The sequence below is a fragment of the Kitasatospora sp. NPDC008050 genome (assembly GCF_042957465.1).
Taxonomy (GTDB): Bacteria; Actinomycetota; Actinomycetes; order Streptomycetales; family Streptomycetaceae; genus Kitasatospora.
The window spans coordinates 188,143-212,498 of the sequence record NZ_JBIBIJ010000015.1; the positions used below are offsets into that span (position 1 = coordinate 188,143).

Annotated in this window: 14 protein-coding genes; 6 read left to right on the forward strand and 8 right to left on the reverse strand. The window is 72.7% G+C overall.

Features of this window, described 5'->3' with window-relative positions; translation table 11 throughout:
• Positions 1–10: 10 nt before the first annotated feature.
• Both ACFZB9_RS26645 and ACFZB9_RS26650 read right to left on the reverse strand, forming a co-directional pair.
• Positions 11–2,407: a helix-turn-helix domain-containing protein gene (locus tag ACFZB9_RS26645; protein ID WP_391451179.1), complete on the reverse strand. Its 2,397-nt coding sequence runs from the start codon at positions 2,405–2,407 to the stop codon at positions 11–13.
• A 1,322-nt stretch (positions 2,408–3,729) separates the two neighbouring features.
• Positions 3,730–4,602 carry an HAD family hydrolase gene (locus ACFZB9_RS26650; RefSeq protein WP_391451181.1) on the reverse strand — a complete coding sequence of 291 codons (873 nt, stop codon included), beginning with the start codon at positions 4,600–4,602 and terminating at the stop codon, positions 3,730–3,732.
• Positions 4,603–5,325: 723 nt separating this feature from the next.
• On the opposite strand from ACFZB9_RS26650, the gene ACFZB9_RS26655 reads away from it, so the two are divergent.
• Positions 5,326–5,787: a universal stress protein gene (locus ACFZB9_RS26655; RefSeq protein WP_391451213.1), complete on the forward strand. Its 462-nt coding sequence runs from the start codon at positions 5,326–5,328 to the stop codon at positions 5,785–5,787.
• Between the two features lie 466 nt (positions 5,788–6,253).
• On the opposite strand, the gene ACFZB9_RS26660 is transcribed toward ACFZB9_RS26655, so the two are convergent.
• The 4 genes from ACFZB9_RS26660 to ACFZB9_RS26675 all read right to left on the reverse strand — a co-directional run bounded on the left by ACFZB9_RS26660 (position 6,254) and on the right by ACFZB9_RS26675 (position 12,917).
• A complete protein-coding gene (locus ACFZB9_RS26660) occupies positions 6,254–7,441 on the reverse strand; it encodes an acyl-CoA dehydrogenase family protein (protein ID WP_391451215.1) in 1,188 nt (395 codons plus the stop codon).
• A 175-nt stretch (positions 7,442–7,616) separates the two neighbouring features.
• A complete protein-coding gene (locus ACFZB9_RS26665) occupies positions 7,617–8,582 on the reverse strand; it encodes a hydroxymethylglutaryl-CoA lyase (RefSeq protein ID WP_391451216.1) in 966 nt (321 codons plus the stop codon).
• A 92-nt stretch (positions 8,583–8,674) separates the two neighbouring features.
• The gene (locus ACFZB9_RS26670; protein ID WP_391451183.1) at positions 8,675–11,062 is read right to left on the reverse strand and encodes an acetyl/propionyl/methylcrotonyl-CoA carboxylase subunit alpha; all 2,388 of its coding nucleotides are present in this window, start codon (positions 11,060–11,062) and stop codon (positions 8,675–8,677) included.
• Between the two features lie 79 nt (positions 11,063–11,141).
• The gene (locus ACFZB9_RS26675; RefSeq protein ID WP_391451185.1) at positions 11,142–12,917 is read right to left on the reverse strand and encodes a carboxyl transferase domain-containing protein; all 1,776 of its coding nucleotides are present in this window, start codon (positions 12,915–12,917) and stop codon (positions 11,142–11,144) included.
• A gap of 128 nt (positions 12,918–13,045) precedes the next feature.
• On the opposite strand from ACFZB9_RS26675, the gene ACFZB9_RS26680 reads away from it, so the two are divergent.
• From ACFZB9_RS26680 to ACFZB9_RS26690, 3 genes are all read left to right on the forward strand, one after another.
• Complete coding sequence (locus ACFZB9_RS26680; RefSeq protein WP_391451186.1) at positions 13,046–13,684, forward strand: TetR/AcrR family transcriptional regulator; 639 nt, start codon at positions 13,046–13,048, stop codon at positions 13,682–13,684.
• Between the two features lie 236 nt (positions 13,685–13,920).
• Positions 13,921–17,901, forward strand: a complete 3,981-nt coding sequence (locus ACFZB9_RS26685) for an ABC transporter ATP-binding protein (protein WP_391451188.1) — start codon at positions 13,921–13,923, stop codon at positions 17,899–17,901.
• Positions 17,902–18,109: 208 nt separating this feature from the next.
• Positions 18,110–19,645, forward strand: coding sequence for an MFS transporter (locus ACFZB9_RS26690; protein WP_391451190.1), 1,536 nt, complete (start codon positions 18,110–18,112; stop codon positions 19,643–19,645).
• Between the two features lie 34 nt (positions 19,646–19,679).
• On the opposite strand, the gene ACFZB9_RS26695 is transcribed toward ACFZB9_RS26690, so the two are convergent.
• Positions 19,680–20,666, reverse strand: a complete 987-nt coding sequence (locus ACFZB9_RS26695) for an ATP-grasp domain-containing protein (protein ID WP_391451192.1) — start codon at positions 20,664–20,666, stop codon at positions 19,680–19,682.
• Between the two features lie 189 nt (positions 20,667–20,855).
• A complete protein-coding gene (locus tag ACFZB9_RS26700; protein ID WP_391451194.1) occupies positions 20,856–21,851 on the reverse strand; it encodes a hypothetical protein in 996 nt (331 codons plus the stop codon).
• Between the two features lie 333 nt (positions 21,852–22,184).
• Between ACFZB9_RS26700 and ACFZB9_RS26705 the strand changes: the two genes are divergently transcribed.
• Complete coding sequence (locus ACFZB9_RS26705; protein ID WP_391451195.1) at positions 22,185–23,135, forward strand: LD-carboxypeptidase; 951 nt, start codon at positions 22,185–22,187, stop codon at positions 23,133–23,135.
• A 27-nt stretch (positions 23,136–23,162) separates the two neighbouring features.
• Complete coding sequence (locus tag ACFZB9_RS26710; RefSeq protein WP_391451196.1) at positions 23,163–23,861, forward strand: nucleoside/nucleotide kinase family protein; 699 nt, start codon at positions 23,163–23,165, stop codon at positions 23,859–23,861.
• Positions 23,862–24,356 lie beyond the last annotated feature (495 nt).

The following is a 24,356-nucleotide window of genomic DNA, read 5'->3' on the forward strand; positions in this document are numbered from 1 at the left end:
CGGAGAGACCTTAGTCAGCCTGGCTGTCGGCCTCCGTGTCCACCGCATCGACCGCGTCGGTGAGGTCCAGCCGGGACGGTGCGGCCGCCGGCGGTTGGGCGTGACGCTGCTCCGGCCCGCCCGGAGCGGCTTCCCCGGTGAACGCGCCACCAGGGCGGGCCGCCGGATTCGGGAGGCCGTACCTGCTGCCCGTGCCACTGCCCGTGCCACTGCCACTGCCGGTGCCGCGCCGGGCGGCGGGCTGCTGACTGCCCGACAGCCCGGAGCGCTCCGCTCGCTCCGACCGGTCCGCCATGCCGCGACCGCCCGTCGGGCGGGAGCCGCCACCGGGCAGGCCCAGGCTGCCCGGCACGGTCCGCCCGCTCCGCTCGGCAGCGGCCCGCTCGGCAGCGAGCCGATCGGGGGACAGGCGATCCAGAGCGGAACGGTCCGCGGATTGGCGTTCCGTGGCCGGACGTTCCGCGGCCAGGCGGTCTGTCGTCGGGCGGTCCGTCGTCGGGCGCTCGGCGCGATGGCCGCTGCCCGCGCCCCGTGCGCTCGGCTGCGAGTGGCCGTCCTCCGCCACCGCGTGCTCGACCGGCCGCGGCGGCCCGGCCGGACCGCGTCGGGTGGCGGGCCCGGGCTGCGGCGGAACCAGCGGCCGTATCCGGTTCTTGCCCGGAGGCGGCAGCGCGCCGGGCGGCACGCCCCGCCCGGTCGCGGCCGACCCGTTCACGCCAGGCCGGCCCGCGCCGCGGGGAGCGCCGGTTCCGGCCGGGCCCTGGACCGCACCGCTGTCGGCCGGTCCGTGGCCCGGAAGTCCACCGTAGCCCTTCCCCGCGCTCTTCCCGGCCGCGGCGGTGCCGCCACCGGCGAGCGGGCCGGTGACGCCTGCCTGGCCGCCCTGGCCGTTGGGCGTCCCGGTGACCGGGCCCGCCGGTCCGGCGGCTGCGCCGCCCGGCGCACCGCTGCCCGACGGGCCGGCGCCGCCCCCGGCAGCCGTGAAGCCCCCGGCAGGCAACGCCGTCCCGGCGGCGAGGCCGGTGACGCCGCCGCTCGTGGTGCCGAGTGCGCCGGTACCGCTGCCGAAGCCCGCGCCGACCGCCGGGGAGCCAGGGCCGCCGGTGGCCCCCGTCGCCCGCTCTGCGGTGCGGTCTCCGCCGCGCTCCGCCGAGGCGCCCTGCGCGGGCACGCCGACGACCGGGCCGGGCCCCGGGCGGCGAGCCCGGTAGCTGGTCCGGTAGGCGGCGGGCGAGACGCCGAGCTGGCGGCGGAAGTGACCGCGCAGCGCGACCGGCGAGCGGAACCCGCAGCGCCGGGCCACGTCGTCGACCGAGAGCTCGGAGGTCTCCAGCAGCCGCTGCGCCTGCAGCACCCGCTGGGTGATCAGCCACTGCAGCGGTGCGCTGCCGGTGAGCGTGCGGAACCGGCGGTCGAAGGTCCGCCGACTCATGTACGCGCGTGCCGCCAGCACCTCGACGTCGAACTGCTGGTTGAGGTTCTCCAGTGCCCAGGTCACCACCTCGGCGAGCGGGTCGTTGCCGATCTCCTCTGGTAATGACTGATCGATGTACTGCGCCTGACCGCCTCCGCTGCGGCGGTTGGGCACCACCAGGCGGCGGGCCAGGGCGTTGGCGGCCTCGGCGCCGTGGTCGCTGCGGACCACGTGGAGGCAGAGGTCGATGCCGGCGGCTGTGCCCGCCGAGGTCAGCACGTCGCCGTCGTCGACGAAGAGTTCACGCGGGTCGACGTGCACCCGCGGGTACCGCTTGGCGAGCGTCGGCGCGTACATCCAGTGGGTGGTCGCGGGCCGGCCGTCCAGGAGTCCGGCGGCGGCCAGCACGAAGGCGCCGGTGCAGAGCCCGATGATCCGCGCGCCCTCGTGATGGGCCTTGCGCAGGGCGGCGATCGCCTCCACCGGCGGCGGCTGCGAGATCGAGCGCCAGGCGGGAACCACGATGGTGCCGGCCCTGGCCAGCGCCTCCAGACCGAACGGGGCGGTGAGGGTCACACCACCCGTGGTGGTCAGCGGTCCGTCCTCGCCCGCGCAGACCAGCAGCCGGTAGCGCGGCACACCCGCGTCCTGGCGGTCAACGCCGAAGACCGAGAGCGGAATGGAACTCTCGAAGATCGGCGCCCCGCTGAAGATCAGTACGGCGACGGTCTCACGCCGTCGCCGCCCGGCGAGCTTGCGCGGTGCGACGCCGACGGCGGTCGCGCCCGAGCCGCTCGCCGCGCCGGGGCCGGGTGCCCCGCCCAGTGCACTGCCGCTCACGCCGCTGCCGCTCAGAGCGCCACCACCAAGTCCGCTGCCCCCCAGGCCGCTGCTGCCGAGCCCGCTGCCGCCGAGACCGGTCGGTCCGCCGAGGCCGCTCGGGGCCAGGTTGCCCAATCCGCCGTGGCCGGTCGGCCCCAGCGGTCCACCCAAACCGCCACCGAGACCCAAACCGCCACCGAGACCCAGACCGCCGCCAAGACCCAGACCGCCACCGAGCCCGGAGCCGCCACCGATACCGGAACTGACGAGGTGTCCGCCCAGGGAGTCGCCGTCGTTCGAGCCCCCACCAGGAACTGACGCCGCGCCACGTCCCAGGCCGCCCCCGGCCGTACGGCCGCCGGAAGCGAGGGGGAGGCGAGGGGTGGAAGGAGAGCGGGGCGCTGCTGACGGCGGGGTGAGCGAAGCCGACGGGGTGAGCGGGGCCGCACCTCTCGGTGCGTGGCCAACATGGCCGGCCGGGGACTGGCCGCTGTCAGGACCTGTCTCGCTCCTGCTCACCCTGTTCAAGGCGCCCAAGCCCCCTCGGTGGTGTGGTGTGGTGATGCGGCACTGCTCAACAAGATCGAATCTACTGGGTGCACCGTCGCCGTTGTGACAAGTTCACCATCCGACGCTATGTCGACATGGCAATTTGGCGTGATGCATTCGATCACGAAGCGTGGCACCCGTCGACCCCTCTGGGAAGGGGGCGGGCACGCCGGTGGCTGGTTGCGGTACGGCGGATCCCTGGGAGGAGCGGATCGTTGACCTCCTGAGGCGCTGTTGCCTGGAGGTATCTCCAACCGCAGTCGCCTGAGCCAAAACTGACTGAAAATAGGCGTTGCGGAGTTGGGGCGCGCGGTGTCCACGTGCGCCTGGTGGGCCGGTGACGAGCGCCCCGGTCGGCTGCCGGGCCCCGGTTCGCCGGGCGATCGCCGCCGCTCGGACCGCGTCCCGCTCGTCCTCCCACTCGCCTGCGCGCCGCCGGGGCCGGCTCGAACAGGCCACGTGGCGTCGGGGCCCCGGGTGGTCGACGGGGTAGTCGGCTGGATGATCCGTGGGCTGTCGGCACGGGGACCACCGGGGCGGGGGTCGGGTAGTCGGCCGGGCCGGTGGATGACGCGGCCGGGTGACCGGTGGTCCAACGGCGGTGATTCCAGTGGAATTCGCGCCCGACGCCCGGGGCAGCTCCGGATTTCGGATCACTATTTCCTGATTGATCGATCATGCACGCCATGATCTCCGTAGCCGAACTGACAGTAATACGAATAACCACTCGATGCCGTCCCTCCTCCCTATCCATCCCCTTCACTCTCCCCTGTCGCAGAGTGTTGCTGTTCCCACGCCGGCGATTGCCCGCCGCTCATTCCGCGGTGCGTTGCGCCGCGCTCCGGAGGTCCGTCCACCGCCGTGAGCGCTTCCGCACTCGAACGTCGGCTGCGCTCCGCGATCGCTCCTTTTCTCTCCGTCCACAGTTGGACGGCTGCCGCGTCTCAGCCGGCGATGACCGCGACGGCGCCGGCCCCCGCGGCGTCGCGCCCGGGCAACCGCTCAAGCAGCACCGGGACGGATCCGCCGCCCTCCCCGGCCCCGCGGGCCCACCGGGCGGTGCCCGGCACCACCTGGGCGCTCCTCCTCTTCTGTACGTCCTTCTGTGCGGCCACCCCTGCCGCTGCCCCCGTCGTCGCGGTGGCCGCTCCCGCCGTTTCCTCGGCCAGGACCAGGGCGATGGCCTCCGGCAGCGTCGAGGCGCTGTGCGTGGGCCGGTAGGCCTGCTCGGACCACGGGCGGCCATGGTGCAGCCAGACGCTCCGCAGGCCTGCCGCGGCCGCGCCGGCGATATCCGCGGGCGCGTGGTCGCCGATCACCCAGGCGTCGGCGGTCCAGTCGGTCCAGGGGCCGATGCCGCAGCGCTGGGCGGCTGTCTCGAAGATCAGCGGGTCCGGTTTGGCGCAGCCGGCCTCCTCCGACACCACCCAGGCGTCGACCAGCGAACCGAGCCCGGTCCGGCGGATCTTCGCCAACTGGGCGGTGGTCCCGCCGTTGCTCACGATGGCGATCGTGCAGCCTGCCGCCCGGGCGGTGCGCAGCGCCCGGAGGTGGGAGCCGGGGCAGCGGATATGAGAATTCATCCCCCGCCGGTAGTGCGCGAGCAGGCCCTCCAGGGACAGGTCGAGGCCGTAACGGCGTCGGGTGGCGCCCAGTACCGTGCTCCGGGGGACGTAGCCGCCGCCGTCCATGACGGTGAGCCAGCCCAGGTCGCCGGGCGGGAGCCCGAACTCCCCGAGAAAGCCCTCGGCCCAGGCCTGGAAGGCGGCGTCGCGCGGGAGCAGGGTGTTGTCCAGATCGAGCAGCAACAGCGGCATGGCGTGCATGCTGCCAGTGCGGGCTCCCGGGAGGAAGCGTGCCTGCCCAGTGGAGGCCTCAGGCAGCACATTCATCTCACCAACCCCAGGAGTCCCCGAAGTTCGTGCCGCTGGTGTGTGGTCGACCTGTTGCATCGGCCGACTCCGTCAGGCAAGCTCCTGGGAACCACGCGAGGGCGGGGCGTGAGCTGGCTGTTGCGGGGCGCGTTCTGATTACCTCGCGCCGCTGCCATTAGCGGGATCGTTGTCATACTTCGCCGCAATGGCTGGGCGACTACGCTCGCCCGTCGTACTCTGAAAGGAACAGGTCACTTACGGTGCCGCTCGGCCGCAACCGACCACGTGCCAATGAATGGCCTGCCGCCTGGGCAGCGCTGTCCTTCCTGTCGGCCCATCTCACTCGAAGAGTCTCGATTCATGGCCGGTTTTGAGTCTCCCGGATCTGCGGACCCGTTCCGCATTCTCGGCGCGGCGGATTTCTCCTCCACGGATTCGCTGTTCGATTCCACCTGGTGTCGGCAGTCCCCGCCGACACCGCAGTCACGTCCCGGCGGCGCAATGGCGCGCCGGGTTTGGCCCAAGCCACGGCAGCGTCGCGAGGAGTCGGCGGCAGCTGCGGCGGGGGGTTCGGATGGTGCAGGTACCGCACCTGGCGCCGGTGAGGATGGTGGAGGCGACGTGAAGTCCCGGCACTCCAAGCAGACTGTTCCGCTCGGCGGGCAGGTGCCCGACGTGCAGCCCGAGTCGGTCCGGCCGTGCGATCCGGCGTTCCAGCACGGTGTGGTGGTCGGCTTCGACGGCTCGCTGTCCAGCGAGCGCGCGCTTGCCTATGCGGTGGGCATGGCTCGGCGCTCCCACTGCGGCCTGGTCATCGTGCACGTGGCCAACCGCCTGCCCGCCACCGTCTGGGCCGGCTGTGAGCCGCCGGTCTTCGTCGACCTGCCCGACCACCGGACCGAGGTCCTCGGCCTGGAGCTGGCCTGCGCGGATTTCCTGGCCGGCGTGCCCTGGATCCTGGTCGAGCGCGGGGGCGACATCTGCCATGAGATCGAGGAGGTCGGCAAGGAGTACGCCGCCGACGCGATCGTGGTCGGTACGACGCACGGCCTGCTCGGTCGCCTCTTCGGTTCGGTCTCGGGCCGTCTCGCCCGCCGGGCCAACCGCCCGGTGATCGTGATTCCCTGAACTGGGCTCAGCTACGGCGATCGGGGTCGGATACGCGTCCCACGTTCGCCTGATCGCGTTCTCGTCCTGGCCGGCGACCTGGCACCTCGGTCGTCGGTCCACGGTCTTCCTCGGTCACCGGTCTTCCTCACGGTGCCGACTGGCCCCATGGCGGGCGTTCACCGCGCCGCGGCGCCCAGGGTTGCTGCCCGTATGGCCAGCCGATATTCCGTCATTTCCGCATGCCGACAGGCGGCGTCATGGAGCGGTGCGCCGTGCTGCCCCTCGAATCGCGCCCTCGAATCGCGCAGCTGTCACCGGACGGGACTGGTGGCGGGGTGGTCGAGCGGCCCTGTCAGGGCGTTCTGACGAAGGATCACCGCTCGACCGTCCACCAGCCGTCTCAGCTACCAGCTGTCCCAATGGGCCGACCGCCTGCCCGGGGCGGTCCGTGTGCTCCTGGCCGGCCTGCTCCTGGTGGCCGGCTTCAGGAGGACATTCCCAACTCGCGGGCGATCAGCATGCGCTGGACCTCGGAGGTGCCCTCACCGATCTCCAGGATCTTGCTGTCGCGCCAGAAGCGGGCAACGGGGTATTCGTTCATGAAGCCGTAGCCGCCGTGGATCTGGGTGGCCTCGCGGGCGTTGTCGACCGCGGCTTCGGAGGAGTAGAGCTTCGCGATGGCGGCCTCCTTCTTGAAGGGCTCGGCGAGCAGCAGCCGCGAGGCCGCGTCCCGCCAAGCGAGGCGTGAGAGGTGCGTCCGCATCTCCATGTCGGAGATCTTGAACTGGATCGCCTGGTTGGCCCCGATCGGGCGGCCGAAGGCGCGCCTGGTCGCGGCGTACTGGAGCGACTGGTCGACGCAGCCCTGAGCAAGGCCTGTGGACAGAGCTGCGATGGCGATGCGGCCCTCGTCGAGGATCCGCAGGAACTGGGCGAAGCCGCGGCCGCGCTGGCCGAGCAGGTTGGCCTCGGGGACCCGGCAGTCGGTGAAGGACAGTTCGCGGGTGTCGGAGGCGTTCCACCCGACCTTGGAGTACTTCTTCGACACCTGGAACCCGGGGGTGCCGACAGGGACGATGATGGAGGAGATCTCACGCTTTGACGAGCCCTCGCCGCCCCCTTCACTCGAACGAGCGATCGGTTCGGTCAGGGCGGTCACGGTGACCAGGCCGGTGATGTCGGTGCCCGAGTTGGTGATGAAGCACTTCGTGCCGTTGATCACCCACTCCCGAGTGGCCTCGTCGAACCGGGCCGTGGTCCGGGTGGCGCCCGCGTCGGAGCCGCCCTCGGGCTCGGTCAGACCGAACGCGCCGAGCATCTCGCCCGAGGCGAGCTTCGGCAGCCACTCGCGCTTCTGCTCCTCGGTGCCGAAGCGGTAGATCGGCATCGCGCCCAGCGAGACGCCGGCCTCCAGGGTGATGGCCACCGAGGAGTCCACCCGGGCGAGTTCCTCGAGGACCAGGCAGAGCGCGAAGTAGTCGCCCCCCATGCCGCCGTACTCCTCCGGGAACGGCAGGCCGAACAGGCCCATCCGCCCCATCTCCTTGACGATCTCGTACGGGAACTCCTCCCGCTCGTAGAAGTCACCGATCGTCGGGGCGATCACGTCGGCGGCGAATTCGGCCACCGTGCGGCGCAGTTCCTCGTACTCGGAATCCAGTCGGTGGTCGATCATCTGATCCTCCAGTGGTTCGCCCGGGCGGATGGTCCGGGCGCAGAGTGGTGCGAGGGGCGGAAACGAGTGCCACGGGCGCGCGTTGAGAGCATTCGCCGGCGCGTGGCAGAAGGGTGCGCCGACCAGCGCCACCAGCACTCGGCAAGGTGACGCCTGGTCGGTGATGAACGTGTCAGTCGGTCGGTGTCGGGCTTCCGGTCGGTCCGGCCAGCGCCTGCACGGCGCGCGAGGGGCTGGGGCGGCCGAGCTTCCCGGCCAGCCAGGCGCTGGTGCCGGCGAGTGCCGCGAGATCCACGCCGGTCTCGATGCCGAGGCCGTGCAGCATCCAGACCAGGTCCTCGGTGGCGAGGTTCCCGGTGGCACTCTTCGCGTACGGGCAGCCGCCCAGTCCGCCGGCCGAGGAATCGACCACGGTCACGCCGTGGCGCAGTGCGGTGAGCGTGTTGGACAGGGCCTGCCCGTAGGTGTCGTGGAAGTGGACGGCGAGCCGCGCCACCGGCACTCCGGCCTGAGTGAACGCCGTGAGCAGCTCCGCCACCTGGCCGGGCGTGGCGACGCCGATGGTGTCCCCGAGGCTCAACTCCGTGCAGCCGAGGTCGATCAGCGCTCGCCCGGCCTCGACCACCTGCTCGGGCGCGACCGGCCCCTCCCAGGGGTCGCCGAAGCACATCGACAGGTAGCCGCGGACCGTGAGGCCGTGCTCGGTCGCCCGCCCGACCACCGGGCGGAACATCTCCAGCACCTCGGCCATCGAGCGGTTGAGGTTGCGCCGGGCGAAGGTCTCGGTCGCGCTGGCGAAGACGGCGACCTCGTCGGCACCGTGCGCCAGTGCGCGGTCCAGGCCGTGCTCGTTGGGGACCAGCACGGGCAGCCGCAGCCCGGGGTACTGCGTCCGAAGCTCGGCCAGCCGGGGCAGCAGCTCCTCGGCATCGGCCAACTGGGGGACCCACTTCGGGTGGACGAAGCTGGTCGCCTCGATGGTCCGCAACCCGGCGGCGGCGAGTCGCGCGATGAACTCGGCCTTCACCTCGACCGGGACCAGGGCGCTCTCGTTCTGCAGCCCGTCGCGGGCGCCCACCTCGTGGATGCGCACCCGGGCCGGCAGCGCCGGGTCCCTGACCACACTGGGCAGGCCCAGGTCGAGCGCGCTCGGATCGCCGGCCGGCTGCGCCGTTCGGGTGGTTTCCGCGTTCTGGTTTCCGGTCGGGTCCGCTGTCACCTGATCGGCGGTCATGAGTTCACCTCTGCGGATTCGTCGGCCTCGGCGGACTCCTCGGGGAGGACGACCGCGAGCAGCTGCTCCATCGCTACCGTGGCGCCCGCCACGGCGTGCAGTTCGCTGACCACGCCGTCGTGCGGCGCGGCGATCACGTGTTCCATCTTCATGGCTTCCAGGACCATCAGTGCCTGCCCGCGCCGGACCACGTCACCGGTCGTGGCCTTGACCACGGTGACCGTGCCCGGCATCGGCGCGGTGAGGGCCCCGTGATGGGTGGCGGTGGCCGAGGCGCGGTCGGCCACTGGGTCGTACGGGTGCACCGCCCAGCTGTCGCCGCCGATGCCCAGCCAGAGCAGCGGACCGCCGCCGGGCGACGGAGCGGAGTTGTCGGTGGCGTGCGCGAACGTGGTGCGCAGGCCGTCGACGGTGAGGGCGAGATCGGTGGCACCGAGCACGGCGCGGGCCCGGCGGATCGGTCCATCACCCAGACGGACCAGCAGATCCGGGAAATCACTTGAAGAGGTGTCGGTGGCCTCCACTACGGTGTCGGCACTGACAGGTCGTACTCGTACCGACACCGGCTCCTGCCCGGGGATCCGCAGTCGGTGCGTCGTCCAGGCCGGCTCGCCGGCCAGGCGCCAACCGGAAGGGAGCGAGAACGGGTCGGTCCAGCCGTCGGGGGCGACGGCGGGTGTGAGCCCGAGGTGCCGCACGAGTGCCGCGGCGATCAGTACGGCGTCCGGTGCCGTGGGCGCGGGCGGAAGCCCGTGGCCGGAGGCGGCGGCATCGGCCGCGGAATCGACGGAGCCGACCGCATCGGGGTGCTGCTGAGAGGTCCCGGCCTCGGCGGGTGCCACGGGAGCGTTCTGCACCGCCCGGTCGCCCGGTTCGACCAGTAGCTCGGGGTGCTGCTGGACGAGCCGCTCGACCAGACCGGTGTCGAGCCGCCCGGCCACCACATCGGGGTGGGCGAGAAGTCGGCGCAGGAAGCCGGCATTGGTGGTGATGCCCAGGATCCGGGTGTCCGCGAGGGCGGTGCGCAGCCGCAGCAGTGCCGTCGCGCGATCCGGGCCGTAGGCGATCACCTTGCCGAGCATCGGGTCGTAAGCGCTGGTGACCGCGGTGCCCGCGGTGAGTCCGGAGTCCACCCGGATCCCCTCACCACGCGGCTCGTCCAGCAGCAGGATCCGGCCGCCGGTCGGCAGGAAGTCCCGCGCGGGGTCCTCCGCGCAGATGCGAGCCTCTACGGCATGACCGAGAAAGGAGACGTCCGACTGGGCGAACGACAACGACTCACCAGCGGCAACCCGCAGTTGCCACTCGACCAGGTCGAGACGCTCGGCGGCCGGTGCCCAGCCGGCGGGCGTCCCGTCCGGGGCCGGGCGGGTGATCGCGACCGCCAGCTCGGTGACCGGGTGCTCGACCTGGAGCCGGGTGTTCATCTCCATGAAGAAGAACTCGCGGACCGCGTCCGCCCCGTCCTCACCATCCTTGCCCGAGGCTGTAGTTGCCTGGTGGGCGGGGGCGATCCGGTCGGGGTCGTCACCGGGCACGATGAACTCCACCGTGCCGGCGCCGGTGTAGCCGCAGGCCTCGGCGGCTCGGACGGCGGCGGCGCCCATCGCGGCCCGGGTCCGCTCGTCCAGCAGAACGGAGGGTGCCTCTTCGATCAGCTTCTGATGACGGCGCTGCAGGCTGCACTCGCGCTCGCCGAGGTGCACGGTGCTCCCGTTGGCGTCCGCGAGGACCTGCACCTCGATGTGCCGTGGGCGGTCGACCCAGCGCTCCAGCAGCAGGGTGTCGTCACCGAAGGCGGTGCGGGCCACCCGGCGGGCGGCGGCGAGCTCGGCGGGCAGCTCGGCCGGGTCGCGGACCAGCCGCATCCCCTTGCCGCCGCCGCCGGCGGACGGCTTGATCAGCACCGGGTAGCCGATCTCCTCGGCCGCGCGGATCAGGTCCTCGTCGCTCGTCGCCCCGCCCCGGCTGCCGGGCACCACGGGGACGCCGACCGTGCGGACGGCCTCCTTGGCGTTGATCTTGTCGCCCATCAGCTCGACCGCCTCGGCGGGCGGGCCGATGAAGACCAGTCCCGCCTCGGCGCAGGCGCGGGCGAAGCCCGGGTTCTCGGCCAGGAAGCCGTAGCCGGGGTGGATGGCCTGGGCTCCGGTGCGCAGCGCCGCGGCGATGATCTGATCGCCGCGCAGGTAGGTCTCGGTGGCGGAGCTGTCGCTCCGGTCGGCCGGCCCGAGGCGGACGGCCAGGTCGGCCTCGCGGACGTGCCCCGCGTCGGCGTCGGCGTCGCTGTACACGGCGACCGACCGGATGCTGAGCCGTCGCAGGGTGCGGATCACCCGCACGGCGATCTCACCGCGGTTGGCGACCAGGACGGTGTCGAACATAGGAGGCGTTCCTCCGGGACGAGGGGAGTGGTGCGAGGGAAGACGATCAACGGGAGGTGACCAGGGGCTCACCTCCGGCTCACATCCGGAACACGCCGTACGGTGCGGGTGGCGCGAGCGGGGCGTTGGCACAGGCGGTCAGGGCGAGGCCGACCACCGTGCGGGTGTCCATCGGGTCGATCACCCCGTCGTCCCAGAGCCGCGCGGTGGCGTAGTACGCGTTGCCCTGACGCTCGTACTGCTCGCGCACGGGCCGCTTGAACTCCTCCTCGGCCTCGGTGGCCCACTCCTCGCCGCGTGCCTCGAACTGGTCGCGGCGGACGGTGGCGAGGACCGAGGCGGCCTGCTCGCCGCCCATCACGGAGATCTTGGCGCCCGGCCACATCCACAGGAAGCGGGGCGAGTAGGCCCGGCCGCACATCGAGTAGTTGCCGGCCCCGTACGAGCCGCCGATCACCACGGTCAGCTTCGGGACCCTGGTGCAGGCCACTGCCGTCACCATCTTCGCCCCGTGCTTGGCGATGCCGCCCGCCTCGTACTGGCGGCCGACCATGAAGCCGGTGATGTTCTGCAGGAAGAGCAACGGGATGCCCCGCTGGTCGCACAGCTCGATGAAGTGCGCGCCCTTGAGCGCGGATTCGGCGAAGAGCACGCCGTTGTTGGCGACGATGCCCACCGGGTGGCCGTGGATCCGGGCGAAGCCGGTGACCAGGGTGGCGCCGTACTCGGCCTTGAACTCGGCGAAGCGGCTGCCGTCGACCAGGCGGGCGATCACCTCGCGGACGTCGTAGGGCGTGCGCGGGTCCACCGGCACCGCGCCGTACAGCTCGGCCGGATCGACGGCCGGGGGCTCGACCGGTGCGAGCGGCCAGGGCTGCGCGCTGCGCGGGCCGAGTCCGGACACGATGGTGCGCACGATGTCGAGCGCGTGGCCGTCGTCCTCGGCCAGATGGTCCGTCACACCGGAGGTCCGGGAGTGCAGTTCGCCGCCGCCGAGCTCCTCGGCCGTCACCACCTCGCCGGTCGCCGCCTTCACCAGCGGCGGGCCGCCGAGGAAGATCGTGCCCTGGTTGCGGACGATCACCGCCTGGTCGCTCATCGCCGGGACGTACGCGCCGCCGGCGGTGCAGGAGCCGAGCACGGCCGCGATCTGCGGGATCCCGGCGGCCGAGAGGCGCGCCTGGTTGTAGAAGATCCGGCCGAAGTGGTCGCGGTCGGGGAACACCTCGTCCTGCATCGGCAGGAACGCGCCGCCCGAGTCCACCAGGTAGACGCAGGGCAGCCGGTTCTCCAGAGCCACCTCCTGGGCCCGCAGGTGCTTCTTCACCGTCATCGGGTAGTAGGTGCCGCCCTTGACCGTGGCGTCGTTGGCGACCACCACGACCTCGCGCCCGGCCACCCGGCCGATCCCGGCGATCACGCCGGCCGCCGGGGCGGCGCCGTCGTAGAGGCCGTCGGCGGCCAGCGGGCACAGCTCCAGGAAGGGGGAGGCGGGGTCGAGCAGCGTGTCCACCCGATCGCGCGGCAGCAGCTTGCCGCGGGCGGTGTGCCGGTCGCGGGCCTTGAGGCCGCCGCCGAGCGCGGCGGCGGCGAGCTTGCCGCGCAGCTCGGTGACCAGCGCCTGGTGCGCCTCGGTGTTCGCCTGGAAGGCGGCCGAGCCGGCGTCGACCGTGGAACGCAGCCGCGGCGCGGGAGCGGCAGCGGCGGACGGTGACGCGGCGTGGCCGGCCGCGGCGGCTGATAGCGGGCCGGGCGGCGGTGAGCCGGCCGGACGCGTGCCGGCCGCCGCCGCTCCCGGGGTTCCGGCGGGCTCCCAGGGGTGCGGGGAGGTGTAGCCGGGGGTCGACAGGGCCATCCCAAGAGCTCCTTGCTCCAGGAACCCGCGGACGCGGGAGCCGGTGGGCCCCGCGCCGCCAAGTTAATGGTGGTTAACTCCTGCCGCCAGGTTAACCATCGATAACCTCCCTGTCTACGATGGACCCCATGTCGAACGTTCCGGTGGCTCCCGCGACCTCTCGCCGTGACCAGATCCGCCGGGAGGCGGCTCGGCTCTTCGCGGCGCGCGGCTTCCTGGGCGTCGGGGTGGACGAGATCGGCAAGGCGGTCGGGATCAGCGGCCCGGGTCTCTACCGGCACTTCTCCGGCAAGGAGGCGATGCTGGCCGATCTGTTGGTCGGTATCAGCGAGCGCCTGCTGGAGGAGGGGAGTCGCCGGGCCGATACTCCGGGTGGGCCGCAGGCCGTGCTGGACGCGCTGATCAGTGGACATGTCGACTTCTCGCTCAACGATCCGGACCTGATCACGCTGCACGATCGTGAGCTGCTCCACCTCAAGGAGGAGGACCGCCGACGGGTGCGGCGACTGCAGCGCGGCTACGTCGAGCTCTGGGTGGAAGCCGTCCGGGCCGCCTTCCCGGCGTTGGCCGCCGCCGAGGCCGAGTCGGCCGCGCGGGCGGCGGTGCACGCGGTGTTCGGGCTGCTCAACTCCACCCCGCACAGCATCGGCCGACCCGCTCCCGGCGACCGCGCCGGCCTGCTGCCGCCCGCCGAGCTGGCGACGCTGCTGCACCGCCTGGCCCAGGGGGCCTTCACTGCCGCCGCCGACGGCTGGTCGCGGGCCTAGCCGAAGCCGGCCGCCGGCCGCCGGCCGCTCGCGCCCGGCGTACGACCTACCCGAATGGACGTAGGCCGAGCGCCCTGCTTCCCGTCCGCCGTGCGACCGGTGCGCCCCCGGCCTCCGAAAGAGCAGGCTGTCCGGGAAGGAAAGTCGACGTCAGGCCGTTGGTTGCTGCCAGGTCCGCTTGGTAGCGCCGATACGTCGTGGACGACCGCCTCATGAAATGGTTAGTATCCCTAAATATGCCTGAGACTCATGGCTCCACCAGGGAGATACCCGCGGCACCCGCCAGTACGGCCGCGAGTCCCGCCCCCACAGCCCCCAGCACCCCCGCCCCTTCGGCCGCCCAGCCCCCTGCCGACGCCTCCGCCACCGGCTGGCTGCGCCGCCTGACCTCCTACTGCTGGCGCTACCGGCGCAACTTCCTGCTCTCCTTCGGCGCCTCGCTCGGCGGCATGGCGGTCACCGCGATCGTCCCCCTGATCACCAAGCTGATCATCGACGACGTCATCACCACCCACACCCGCTCCCTCGCGCCGTGGGCGATCACCCTGGTCGTGGCCGCAGTACTGGTCTTCGGCTTCACCCAGATCCGCCGGTACACCGCCGGTCAGCTCGCGGTCGACGTCCAGCAGGACCTGCGGGTGGAGCTGTTCCGTTCGCTGACCCGGCTCGACGGCGCCCGCCAGGACCAGCTCGACACCGGCCAGGTGGTCAGCCGGGCCAGTTCCGACCTGCAGTTGGTCAACGGCCTGCTGTCGATGCTGCCGATGATGACCGGCAACCTGCTGCTCTTCGTCATGTCGATCATCGTGATGCTCTGGCTCTCGCTGCCGCTCACCCTGGTCGCCCTGGTGATGGGGCCGCTGCTGTGGTGGGTAGCGATGCTCAGTCGCAAGCGCCTCTTCCCGGCGACCTGGGCCGCCCAGCAGGAGGCCGCCGCGGTGGCCGGCGTGGTCGACGCGGCGATCGGCGGCGTCCGGGTGGTCAAGGGCTTCGGCCAGGAGGCCCAGGAACTCGACAAGCTGGAGGGCGCCTCCCGCACGCTGTACGGCGCGCGGCTGCGCGCGATCCGGCTCAACAGCCGCTTCAGCCCGGCGATGCAGGCGATCCCCGCGCTCGGGCAGGTCGCCGTGCTGGCGCTGGGCGGCTGGCTGGCGGTGCGCGGCTCGGTGACGCTGGGCACCTTCGTCGCCTTCTCCACCTACGTGGCCCAGATGACCGGCCCGGTCCGGATGCTGACCATGGTGCTGACCGTCGGGCAGCAGGCCCGCGCGGGCGTGGAGCGCGTCTTCGAGCTGATCGACGAGCGGCCGCTGGTCACCGACGCCCCCGACGCCCGTCCGCTCCGGTCGGCTGAGCAGGAGCAGCGCGTTCCGGCGCTGGAACTCGACCGGGTCGACTTCCACTACCAGGTGTCCTCGAAGGCCGCGGCTGATCCCGACAGCGAGGCGGCTGCCCCCATACCCGTGCTGCGCGGCCTCAGTCTCAAGGTCGCGCAGGGCGAGACGCTGGCCGTGGTCGGGGCCTCGGGCTCGGGCAAGTCCACGCTCGCTCAGTTGATCCCCCGGTTCTACGACCCCACCGCGGGCACCATCCGGCTCTATGGCCAGGACCTGCGCGAGGTCACGCTCGACTCGATCCGGTCGGTGGTCGGCATCGTGCCCGAGGACAGCTTCCTCTTCTCCGACACCGTGCGCGCCAACATCGCCTACGGCCGCCCGGCCGCCACCGACGCCGAGGTCGAGGCGGCCGCCCGTGCCGCGCAGGCGGACGGCTTCGTCCGCGAGCTGCCGGACGGCTACGACACCACGGTGGGGGAGCAGGGCCTGACCCTCTCCGGCGGCCAGCGCCAGCGGATCGCGCTGGCCCGCGCGATCCTCGCCGACCCCAGGCTCCTGCTGCTGGACGACGCCACCTCGGCGGTCGACCCGAAGATCGAGGCCGAGATCCACGAGGCCCTGCGCACCGTGATGGTCGGCCGGACCACCGTCCTGATCGCGCACCGCCGCTCCACCCTGCAGCTCGCCGACCGCATCGCGGTGCTGGACCACGGCCACCTGCTCGACCTGGGCACGCACGACGAGCTGGTGGCCCGATGTCCCCAGTACCGGGCCCTGATCACCGACCCCGAGGCGCTGGCCGGTCACCGTTCCCCTGCCCCTGCCCCTGCCCCGGCCACTGCCACCGCCAGCGCGACCGCCCCTGCCACCGCCACCCGCGAAGCCGTCCCCGGCGCACCGGCGCTCCCCAGCACCCCGGCGGTCGTGGCCGCCCCGGCTGCCGGCGCCGCGCCCACGCGGAGCACGGTCCGCTCGCTGTCCAGCCGCTCCGCCGACCCCGAGCTGCTCGCCCGGGTCGCGGCGCTCGCCCCGGCCACCGACACCCCGGACGTCCCGCTCGGCACCGCCTCCGCCGGCGACCCGGACTTCTCGCTCGGCCGCCTGCTCAAGCCGTTCCGCCCGGCTCTCGCGCTGGCCTTCGTGCTGCTCGCGCTCGACGCGGGCGCCGGCCTGGTGGTCCCGGTCCTGATCCGGCACGGCATCGACGACGGCGTCTCCAAGGGCCTGATGGCCGGCGTCACCGCCGCTTCGCTGACCGCCCTGCTGGTGGTCGTGCTCGACTGGCTGGTGCAGAGCGCCGAGAACAGGGTCAGCGGCCGCACTGGTGAACGCGTGCTCTACACCCTGCGGTTGAAGATCTTCGCGCACCTCAACCGGCTCGGCCTGGACTACTACGAGCGCGAGCTCACCGGCCGGATCATGACCCGGATGACGACCGACGTGGACGCCCTGTCCAGCTTCCTGCAGACCGGCGTGGTGACCGGTGTGGTCAGCCTGCTGACCTTCGTCGGGATCTTCGCGGCCCTGCTGATCATCGACGTCGGCCTGGGGCTGACCGTCTTCACCGTGCTGCCGGTGCTGGCCATCGCGACCGTGGTGTTCCGTCGCAAGTCCACCGCGCAGTACCAGGCCTCGCGCGAACTGATCAGCGCGGTCAACGCCGACCTGCAGGAGAACGTCTCCGGCATGCGCATCGTGCAGGCGTTCCGGCGCGAGGCGGACACCGTCGCACGGTTCATCGAACGCGGGCAGGCGTACCGGCAGGCGCGTATCCGGGCGCAGTTCTACATCTCGCTCTACTTCCCGTTCGTCCAGTTCCTGTCCAGCGTCGCCGCCGCGCTGGTGCTGATCGCCGGCGCCTCGCGGGTGGATGCCGGGACCCTCACGGTCGGCGCGCTGGTCGCCTATCTGCTCTACATCGACCTGTTCTTCGCCCCGGTCAACCAGCTCTCGCAGATCTTCGACGGCTACCAGCAGGCGGCGGTGGGCCTCGGCCGGGTCCGCGAGCTGTTGCGGACCCCGACCAGCACGCCGCAGGCCGCCGAACCGGTCCCCACCGAGCGGCTGCGCGGCGAGATCCACTTCGACGGCGTCAGCTTCGCCTACAACGGTGGTGGCGAGGGCAACCCCGACGTGCTGACCGGGATCGACCTGCGGATCCCGGCGGGTCAGACGGTCGCGCTGGTCGGCGAGACCGGCGCCGGCAAGTCGACACTGGTCAAGCTGGTCGCCCGGTTCTACGACGCGACGGGCGGCGCGGTGCGCATCGACGGGACCGACATCACCCGCTTCGCCCTGGCCGACTACCGGCACCGGCTGGGTGTGGTGCCGCAGGAGGCCTACCTCTTCGCGGGCACGGTCCGGGACGCCATCGCCTACGGCCGGCCCGGGGCCACCGACGCGGAGGTCGAGCTCGCGGCCAAGGCGGTCGGCGCGCACGACATGATCAGCACACTGTCGGACGGCTACCAGCACGAGGTGGCCGCTCGCGGCCGCAACCTCTCCGCCGGGCAGCGGCAGTTGATCGCGCTGGCCCGGGCCGAACTCGTCGACCCCGACATCCTGCTGCTCGACGAGGCCACCGCCGCCCTCGACCTGGCCACCGAGATGGCGGTCAACAACGCCTCCGACCGGCTGCGCGACGGTCGCGACGACCGCCCGGGCGGCCGCACCACGCTGGTCATCGCGCACCGCCTGACCACGGCCGAACGGGCGGACCGGGTGGTCGTGCTGGACCACGGCCGGGTGGTGGAGGACGGCACGCACGGCGAACTCCTCGCGGCCGACGGGACGTACGCCAGGCTCTGGCGGGCGTTCATCGCGCAGGGACGGCCCGAGCCGGCGCACGCCGAGTCCGTGCACGCCGAACTGAGCGGCTGAGTCGACTGGTTGAGCCGGGTGATCAGTCACAGTCGCAATCGTTCGATTGCGGATCGATATCGCCCGTAGGCCAACCAGGGTGACATGAGGTCCTCGGGGCGTCTCCTGATATCCGGGTGGCGCCCCGAGTGGTAGACAGGCGGGGCGACCGCGCGGACAGCGGTCTGCGCCCCCCTGGTACCACCCTCAGGTCGAGAGGCCCCTGCCCATGTCTTCGCGCGCTCGCGAGGCGGGGCGCAGCACTGCGCACCACGCTCCAACCCCCCACTTCGACTCGGACTCCGCGTCCGGCCCGGTCACCGAGGCGATCCCGCTGCCACCCCTGGTGGCCCTCTTCGCGGTCGGCTACCTGCCGGCCTATCTGCTCCCCACCATCGTCGGCCGCCTGGGCGGCGAGTTCGGCCTGACACCCACGCAGGCGGGCGGCGTCGGCAGCGCCCTGCTGCTCGCCGCGGGCGGCACCGGGCTGACGCTGGCCGGCCGGGTCCGCAGGCTCGGCCCGGTCCGGTTGGCCAGGGCCGGGCTGGTGCTGCTGGTAGCGGGCTTCACCATCGCGGCGCTGGTGCCCAGGGGCTCGCTGGTGGTACTGGTCGTGGGCTGTCTGGTCGGTGGGATCGGGGCGGGGACGGCCTCCGCCGTGGCCGGCACGAGTGTTGCGGCCGCCGCCGATCCACACCGGGCCACCGTGCTGGGCCTGCTTGCCACCTCCACCATCGCGGCCGGGCTCTATCTGCTGCTGCCCTGGCTCGGCGCCGCGCACCCGATTCCGTACCTGGCGGTGGCGCTGCTCGGTCTGCTGGCGCTGCCGCTGACGACCTTCTCACCGCGGCCGTCCGGCACGGTCGCGGCCACAGTCCCGTCCGGCACGGTCCCGTCGGAGGCCGTCCCGTCCGGCGCAGACCTGCCGGAAGCAGTCGCGGCCACCACAGTCCCACCGGAAGCAGTCCCGCCCGGCACCGGTACACCGGCCGCAGCCCCGCAGGCCGCGTCCGCCCAGCCCGCCAGGCACCGACTGCCGCACCGCACCGCCGGTCTGATCATGGCATCGACCATGGTGCTCTGGGCGGTCGCGCAGAATGCGCTCTGGGGCGTCAGCGGACAGATCGGCCGCCGCCTGGGCCTCTCGGAGCGGGACCTCGGCCTGGTCTTCGCCCTCGCGCTGGGCAGCGCGCTGCTCGGCGTGCTCGCCTCGGGCGCGTTGGGCACCCGGTTCGGCCGGGCGCTGCCGATCGGCCTGGGCACCGCGGCGATCGCGGCCTGCGTGGCGCTGAGCGCGGGCGCCAGGTCAGTGGCCGGGTTCGCGGGCGGCGAGGTGCTCTGGAACGCGCTCTACCCCTTGGTCCTGAGCTACCTGATCGGGTTGGCGGCCGCACTGGACCCCGCCGGGCGGTGGACGGTCCTGGTCGGCGCGGCCACCACGCTGGGCGGGGCGGCCGGTCCGCTGACCGGCGCGACGCTCTTCGTCCAGCTCGGCTGTCCGCTGCTGGCCGCCGTGCTCGGCGGCACCCTGCTGCTCACCGCGGTTCCCCTGGTGCTGCTGGCCCGCAGCTTCGGCGCACCGTCGGCGGCCCGGTGCCCGGCGCAGGGCGAGGCGCTCGCCCTGGTCACCTCGATCCCGGCCCAGCGGGCCGCTGACCCGGCTGTGGGTCCGGCCGTCGATCCGGCTGCCGGCACGGCTGCTGATTCCGCTGCCGGTCCGGGCGACGAGCAGAGCGCGGGGCCGGCCGCCCCCAACGCCGCCTGACGGCCCGTCCGGTGCCTGCGCCGCCGGCCGATCCTCAGGTGGAGATCAGTGAGGAGAGCAGCCCGGAGACCTCGGTGCCCCGCGGCAGGTCGCTCACCTGCCCGTCTCCGACCTCGACCACCATCCAGCCGCCGCCGTCCGCGCGCAGCGCGAGGTCGGTGGTGACGAACCGGCAGCCCAGCGCCCGGACCAGGGAGCGCACCTGAGTCAGGTCGGGGGCGGGGAAGACCTCAGGGGTGTCGGGGTGCGGCCCGGTCAGCACCGGCTCGCCGTCCACCCACCAGACGCGCGCCTCGGCGGCCGGTCCGTCGCCGTGCGCCGGCCGCTCGCGACCGGCCGCCGGTCTCACCCGTGCGCCGTTCGGTCTGGCGGGCCCCCATCCACCGCCGACGATCGGCTCCTCCTCTTCCTCGTCCGCCGAGCCGGCCAGGGCAAAGGCGTGGAACCGCCGCAGCACCACCCCGCCGGCCAGGAACTCGCCCTGCAGCTCGACGAACCGGTCCACCACCCGGGCCACCGCCGGCAGGTCGGCGAGCTCGGGGATGAAGCATGCCTCGTGCCATTCGTGCTTGCGGGACTTCACGAAGTCCTTGACGATCGCCGGCCCCTTTCCGCCCAGCCGTGCCACCGCCGTGGCGAGTTCGGCCGGTCCGTGGGCACCGGAGAGCCAGACGCTGTCCGGGGTGGCCCCCTCGAAGGTGCTGTACCAGCCGGGCAGCTCGTGGGCGGTGGCGTAGGCGGCCGCGCTGGTCAGCAGGTGGCAGCCGCGGTCGGCGAGCGCGCGGACGAAGGCGGCATACGCCGGCACCGGCAGCATCCAGCCGCGGTACCAGGCGGGCCCGGTGCCGTCCGGCACCCGGCGGACGCCCTCGGCGGCGTCCCCGGCGAGCAGCGCGTCGTGGTTCACCAGCGCGGTCTCGCCGCCCAGCCCGCGAACCAGTTGGGCCTCGTAGGAGTAGTGCGGGTCGACGCGCCGGGGGTTCAGCGGATCCTGGGGCAACAGGATGGTCGGGGCTGGCATGGCCCACAGGGTAGCGGCGTGTCGGGCTCCTGACCGGGGGTTTGACCACCCCGCGCGTCGGGCGCGCGGTGAACAGGCGCGCCGGGGAGTGCGTCAGGAGAAGTGGCGAGCGCACCAGCGCTCAACTGGCACGCGGTGTGCGCCGAGCGCGATCCGGTAGTGGAGTGCGCGCCCACCGGTGGGGCGTGGTCAGCCCCGGCGGCGCCGGCCCGAGCCGTGGTCCGGCGCGACCTGCCAGTCCCGGGGCCGCAACTCCCGGTCGTGCAGCGCCTCCGTGTTGATCAGCACGGTCAACTCGGCCCGGGCGAGGTCGTCATAACCCAGGCCGGTGGCGTCGAGCAGCAGCTCCGTGGGCACCGAGATCGCGATCGACGGCCGCCAGGAGGGCAGGACGGCCAGTGTGGTGCCCCGGCCCACCCGGATCAGCTGGGCGGTGACCCGGCGCCAGCGCTGCCCGTCCAGCCGCTCGGCCGAGGAAGGGACCGGACGCGGGCCGCCGATCAGGATCCCCAGCGGCGCCTCCGCCCCCGAGGCCCCGGCCAGCTCGTCCAGCTCGACCGCCCCGTCGGCGTCGGCCGCTGTCGCGGTGCCGGCGTCCGACGCGAACGTGGCCGGCCCGGTGGCCGCCGCGGTGCCGTAGTCCGTCATGCCGGGCACGGAGTTGACCGATGCGCCGCCGCCGGGGCGGGCGGCCAGCCGTCGCGGGGGTGAGGGGCGGCGGATCCGCGGGCGCGGGCGGGCACTGGAGGGGCGCCAGCCGTCGTCCGCGCCGGCGGAGATCCCCGGCTCCTCGTCCGCACCCCCGGGAAGCTCGCCCGTCAACCCCAGCCGCTGGGCCGGTACCGCCCCTGCCTGCCCCGTCCCGTCCGCAGCCGGTCGCGGCCGGGCGGCCGTGGTGTCGACTCCGGCCAGCGTCAGCAACTGCTCGACCTCGGCGATCGACTGGTGGCTGGCCGCCGCCAATTCGTCCAGATCGGCACCCTGTTCGTAGGCGGACCGTAGCCGCGAGGCGAGCCCGGCACGCAGGTTCGCCGTGGTCGCGGCGCCGGGGTCGTGCCGCTTGGGCTCCGCCGCCGGTGACGCCTGGCGAGGCGCGGGGGGCGGGCAGACCTGTGACGGCTCGGCCGTCGCCTCACCGGCCGGGGGCTGGTTCGGTGTGTCCATAGGTATGAACGACGAGGTCATCGGTGAGGTCCTCCGGTGTACAGTCCGCCCGAATCCTGCCGTACCGGAGGGTGAACGTCCATGGGACCCTGGGATCAACCGCATACGTCCGACTGATGTCCGGTAACGGAACCGCCATGGCGCCGACGGCGGTTCGCCAAGTCTTCTGACATAGAACCAAACTGACGTGTCATCGGTCACATCAGTCACAGGATTCTCATCCAGGCGCGGCCCTTTGAGCAGGTCACGGCGCCCAGCGCGCCACAATGAGGATGAACACACGACCGCACGGCCGAGTGTCACCGCCACGCCGGCCGAGTGCCACCGCCCCGCCACCGGAAGGACGGACGGACCATGGCCACGCCCGCTCACCCGCCACTCGGCCTGACCCGCCCCCGCAAGCTGATACCCGGCGACCGGGTCGCCGTGATCGCCCCCAGCGGTCCGATCGACCCGGACCGACTCGAGGCGGGCTGCGCCGTCCTGCGCTCCTGGGGCCTTGCACCCGTGCTCGGCGCGCACGTCCTGGACCACCACCCGCGGCTGCGCCACCTCGCGGGTACCGACGAGGACCGGGCCGCCGACTTCCAGCAGGCCTGGCTCGACCCCACCATCGCCGCCGTCCTCTGCGCCCGCGGCGGCTTCGGCGCCCAACGCGTCAGCGACCTGCTCGACTGGGACGCGCTGGCCGCCGTGCCGCCCAAGCTCCTGATCGGCTTCAGCGACGTCACGGTGCTGCACGAACAGCTCGCGGGCCGGCTCGGCCTGGCCTCGCTGTACGGGCCGATGGGCGCGGCCTCCTCTTTCATCGCCGACCCGGCCACCGCCGAGCATCTGCGCCGCACCCTCTTCGAACCCTCCGCTGTGCGCACCCTGACCGGACCCGAGGCCACCCCTCTCGTCCCCGGCCGCGCGCACGGGATCACCGCCGGCGGCTGCGCCTCGCTTCTCGCGGTGGAGCGCGGCACGCCGGGCGCCCGCCCCTCCTTCGCCGGCACGATCCTGCTGCTGGAGGACGTCAACGAGCACCCCTACAGCATCGACCGCATCCTCACCCAGCTGCTGCGTTCGGGTGCCCTGGAGGGGATCAGCGGAGTCGCCCTCGGCTCCTGGGCCGGGTGTGGCGCCCCCGAGCACCTGCGTGACGTCTTCCTCGAACGCCTCGGCCCGCTCGGCGTGCCGGTCCTCTGGGAGCTCGGCTTCGGTCACGGCCCGTCCACGCTCACCGTCCCGCTCGGCCTGCCCGCCGTGCTGGACGCCGACGCCGGAACCCTCACCCTTGACCTGCCGGCCCTCACCGACTGAGCCGGTCCAGCCGATCGAGACGGACGTATGAGCGTGCACCAGTCCAGCACCACCCCGCAGGAGCAGCCCGCCACGCGGCCCGCCGACCTGGCGGCGGAACTGCTCGCCGCGCTGCGCACCGCCCGCCCCGGTGGGCGGACCCTGCTCGGCCTGACCGGTGCCCCCGGCGCCGGCAAGTCCACGCTCGCCCGCTTCCTGGTAGCCGAGGCGAACCGGGCCCAGGGAGCGGGGACGGCCGCGTACGTCCCGATGGACGGATTCCACCTCTCCAACACCCAGCTCGACCGCCTGGGCCTGCGTGGCCGCAAGGGCTCGCTGCCCAGCTTCGACGCCCGCGGCTACCTCGCCCTGCTGGAGCGGCTGGCCGCCGACCGTTTCCATGACATCTATGTCCCCGACTTCGACCGCGCGCTCGACGAGCCCGTGGCCGCCCGGCATCTGGTCACCCCCAGCACCCGGCTCATCGTCACGGAGGGCAACTACCTCGCGGCCGATGCTCCCGACTGGTCCAAGGCCCGCTCACTGCTCCAGGAGGTCTGGTACCTGGACGTCGACGACGAGCTCCGTACCGATCGCCTGATCCGCCGCCACCAGGAGACCGGTCGCGATGAGCTAGCGGCGCGCGAGTGGGTCGCCTCGAACGATCAGCCGAACGGTGAGTACGTGAAGCTGAGCCGTGCGCGCTGTACCCGCACCATCCGGGTGGCCGAGTTGCCGCAGGCCTGAACCAGGCGTAGTGTTCCCTAGTCGCTCGGCAGGGAGCACCGGACACGCATCGGCGCGGACGGTCCCGGGGCGGCCACTCTCCTGAAACACCATTTCCGACATGAAATGTCGGTCGTTGGCGCGTCGCTTTTCGCACGCTTCTGCGGCTGGCTTCTTTTGTCGTGCCGGTATTTCGGCGGGTGGGCCGGATTCGCTTTTCGGAGCGGGGCTGGGCTAAAGTTCAACACGTCGGACAGGCCGTCAGGTCGGTTACGGCGAAGGCCTCTTGAGGCCGAGCGGTGCGGAAGACCTGGTAAGGTTGGAAACACCGAGAGCGAGTCGGGAAACGCCGAGAGGCGGGTCTGATAAGCTCGAAGAGAAGAAAGAACGAAGCGCCCGGAGAGCTTGCGAGAGCGGCTTGAAGGAAGCGTCCGTTCCTTGAGAACTCAACAGCGTGCCAAAAGTCAACGCCAGATATGTTGACATCCCCGGCCTCGATCGTCTGATCGGGGTTGG

Excerpts from the sequence above, each read along its gene's own strand:
- ACFZB9_RS26685 (WP_391451188.1), top strand. The coding sequence starts at position 13,921 with ATGCCTGAGACTCATGGCTCCACCAGGGAGATACCCGCGGCACCCGCC.
- ACFZB9_RS26710 (WP_391451196.1), top strand. The coding sequence starts at position 23,163 with ATGAGCGTGCACCAGTCCAGCACCACCCCGCAGGAGCAGCCCGCCACG.
- ACFZB9_RS26680 (WP_391451186.1), top strand. The coding sequence starts at position 13,046 with ATGTCGAACGTTCCGGTGGCTCCCGCGACCTCTCGCCGTGACCAGATC.
- ACFZB9_RS26705 (WP_391451195.1), top strand. The coding sequence starts at position 22,185 with ATGGCCACGCCCGCTCACCCGCCACTCGGCCTGACCCGCCCCCGCAAG.
- ACFZB9_RS26650 (WP_391451181.1), bottom strand. The coding sequence starts at position 4,602 with ATGCCGCTGTTGCTGCTCGATCTGGACAACACCCTGCTCCCGCGCGAC.
- ACFZB9_RS26690 (WP_391451190.1), top strand. The coding sequence starts at position 18,110 with ATGTCTTCGCGCGCTCGCGAGGCGGGGCGCAGCACTGCGCACCACGCT.
- ACFZB9_RS26700 (WP_391451194.1), bottom strand. The coding sequence starts at position 21,851 with ATGACCTCGTCGTTCATACCTATGGACACACCGAACCAGCCCCCGGCC.
- ACFZB9_RS26670 (WP_391451183.1), bottom strand. The coding sequence starts at position 11,062 with ATGTTCGACACCGTCCTGGTCGCCAACCGCGGTGAGATCGCCGTGCGG.
- ACFZB9_RS26695 (WP_391451192.1), bottom strand. The coding sequence starts at position 20,666 with ATGCCAGCCCCGACCATCCTGTTGCCCCAGGATCCGCTGAACCCCCGG.
- ACFZB9_RS26675 (WP_391451185.1), bottom strand. The coding sequence starts at position 12,917 with ATGGCCCTGTCGACCCCCGGCTACACCTCCCCGCACCCCTGGGAGCCC.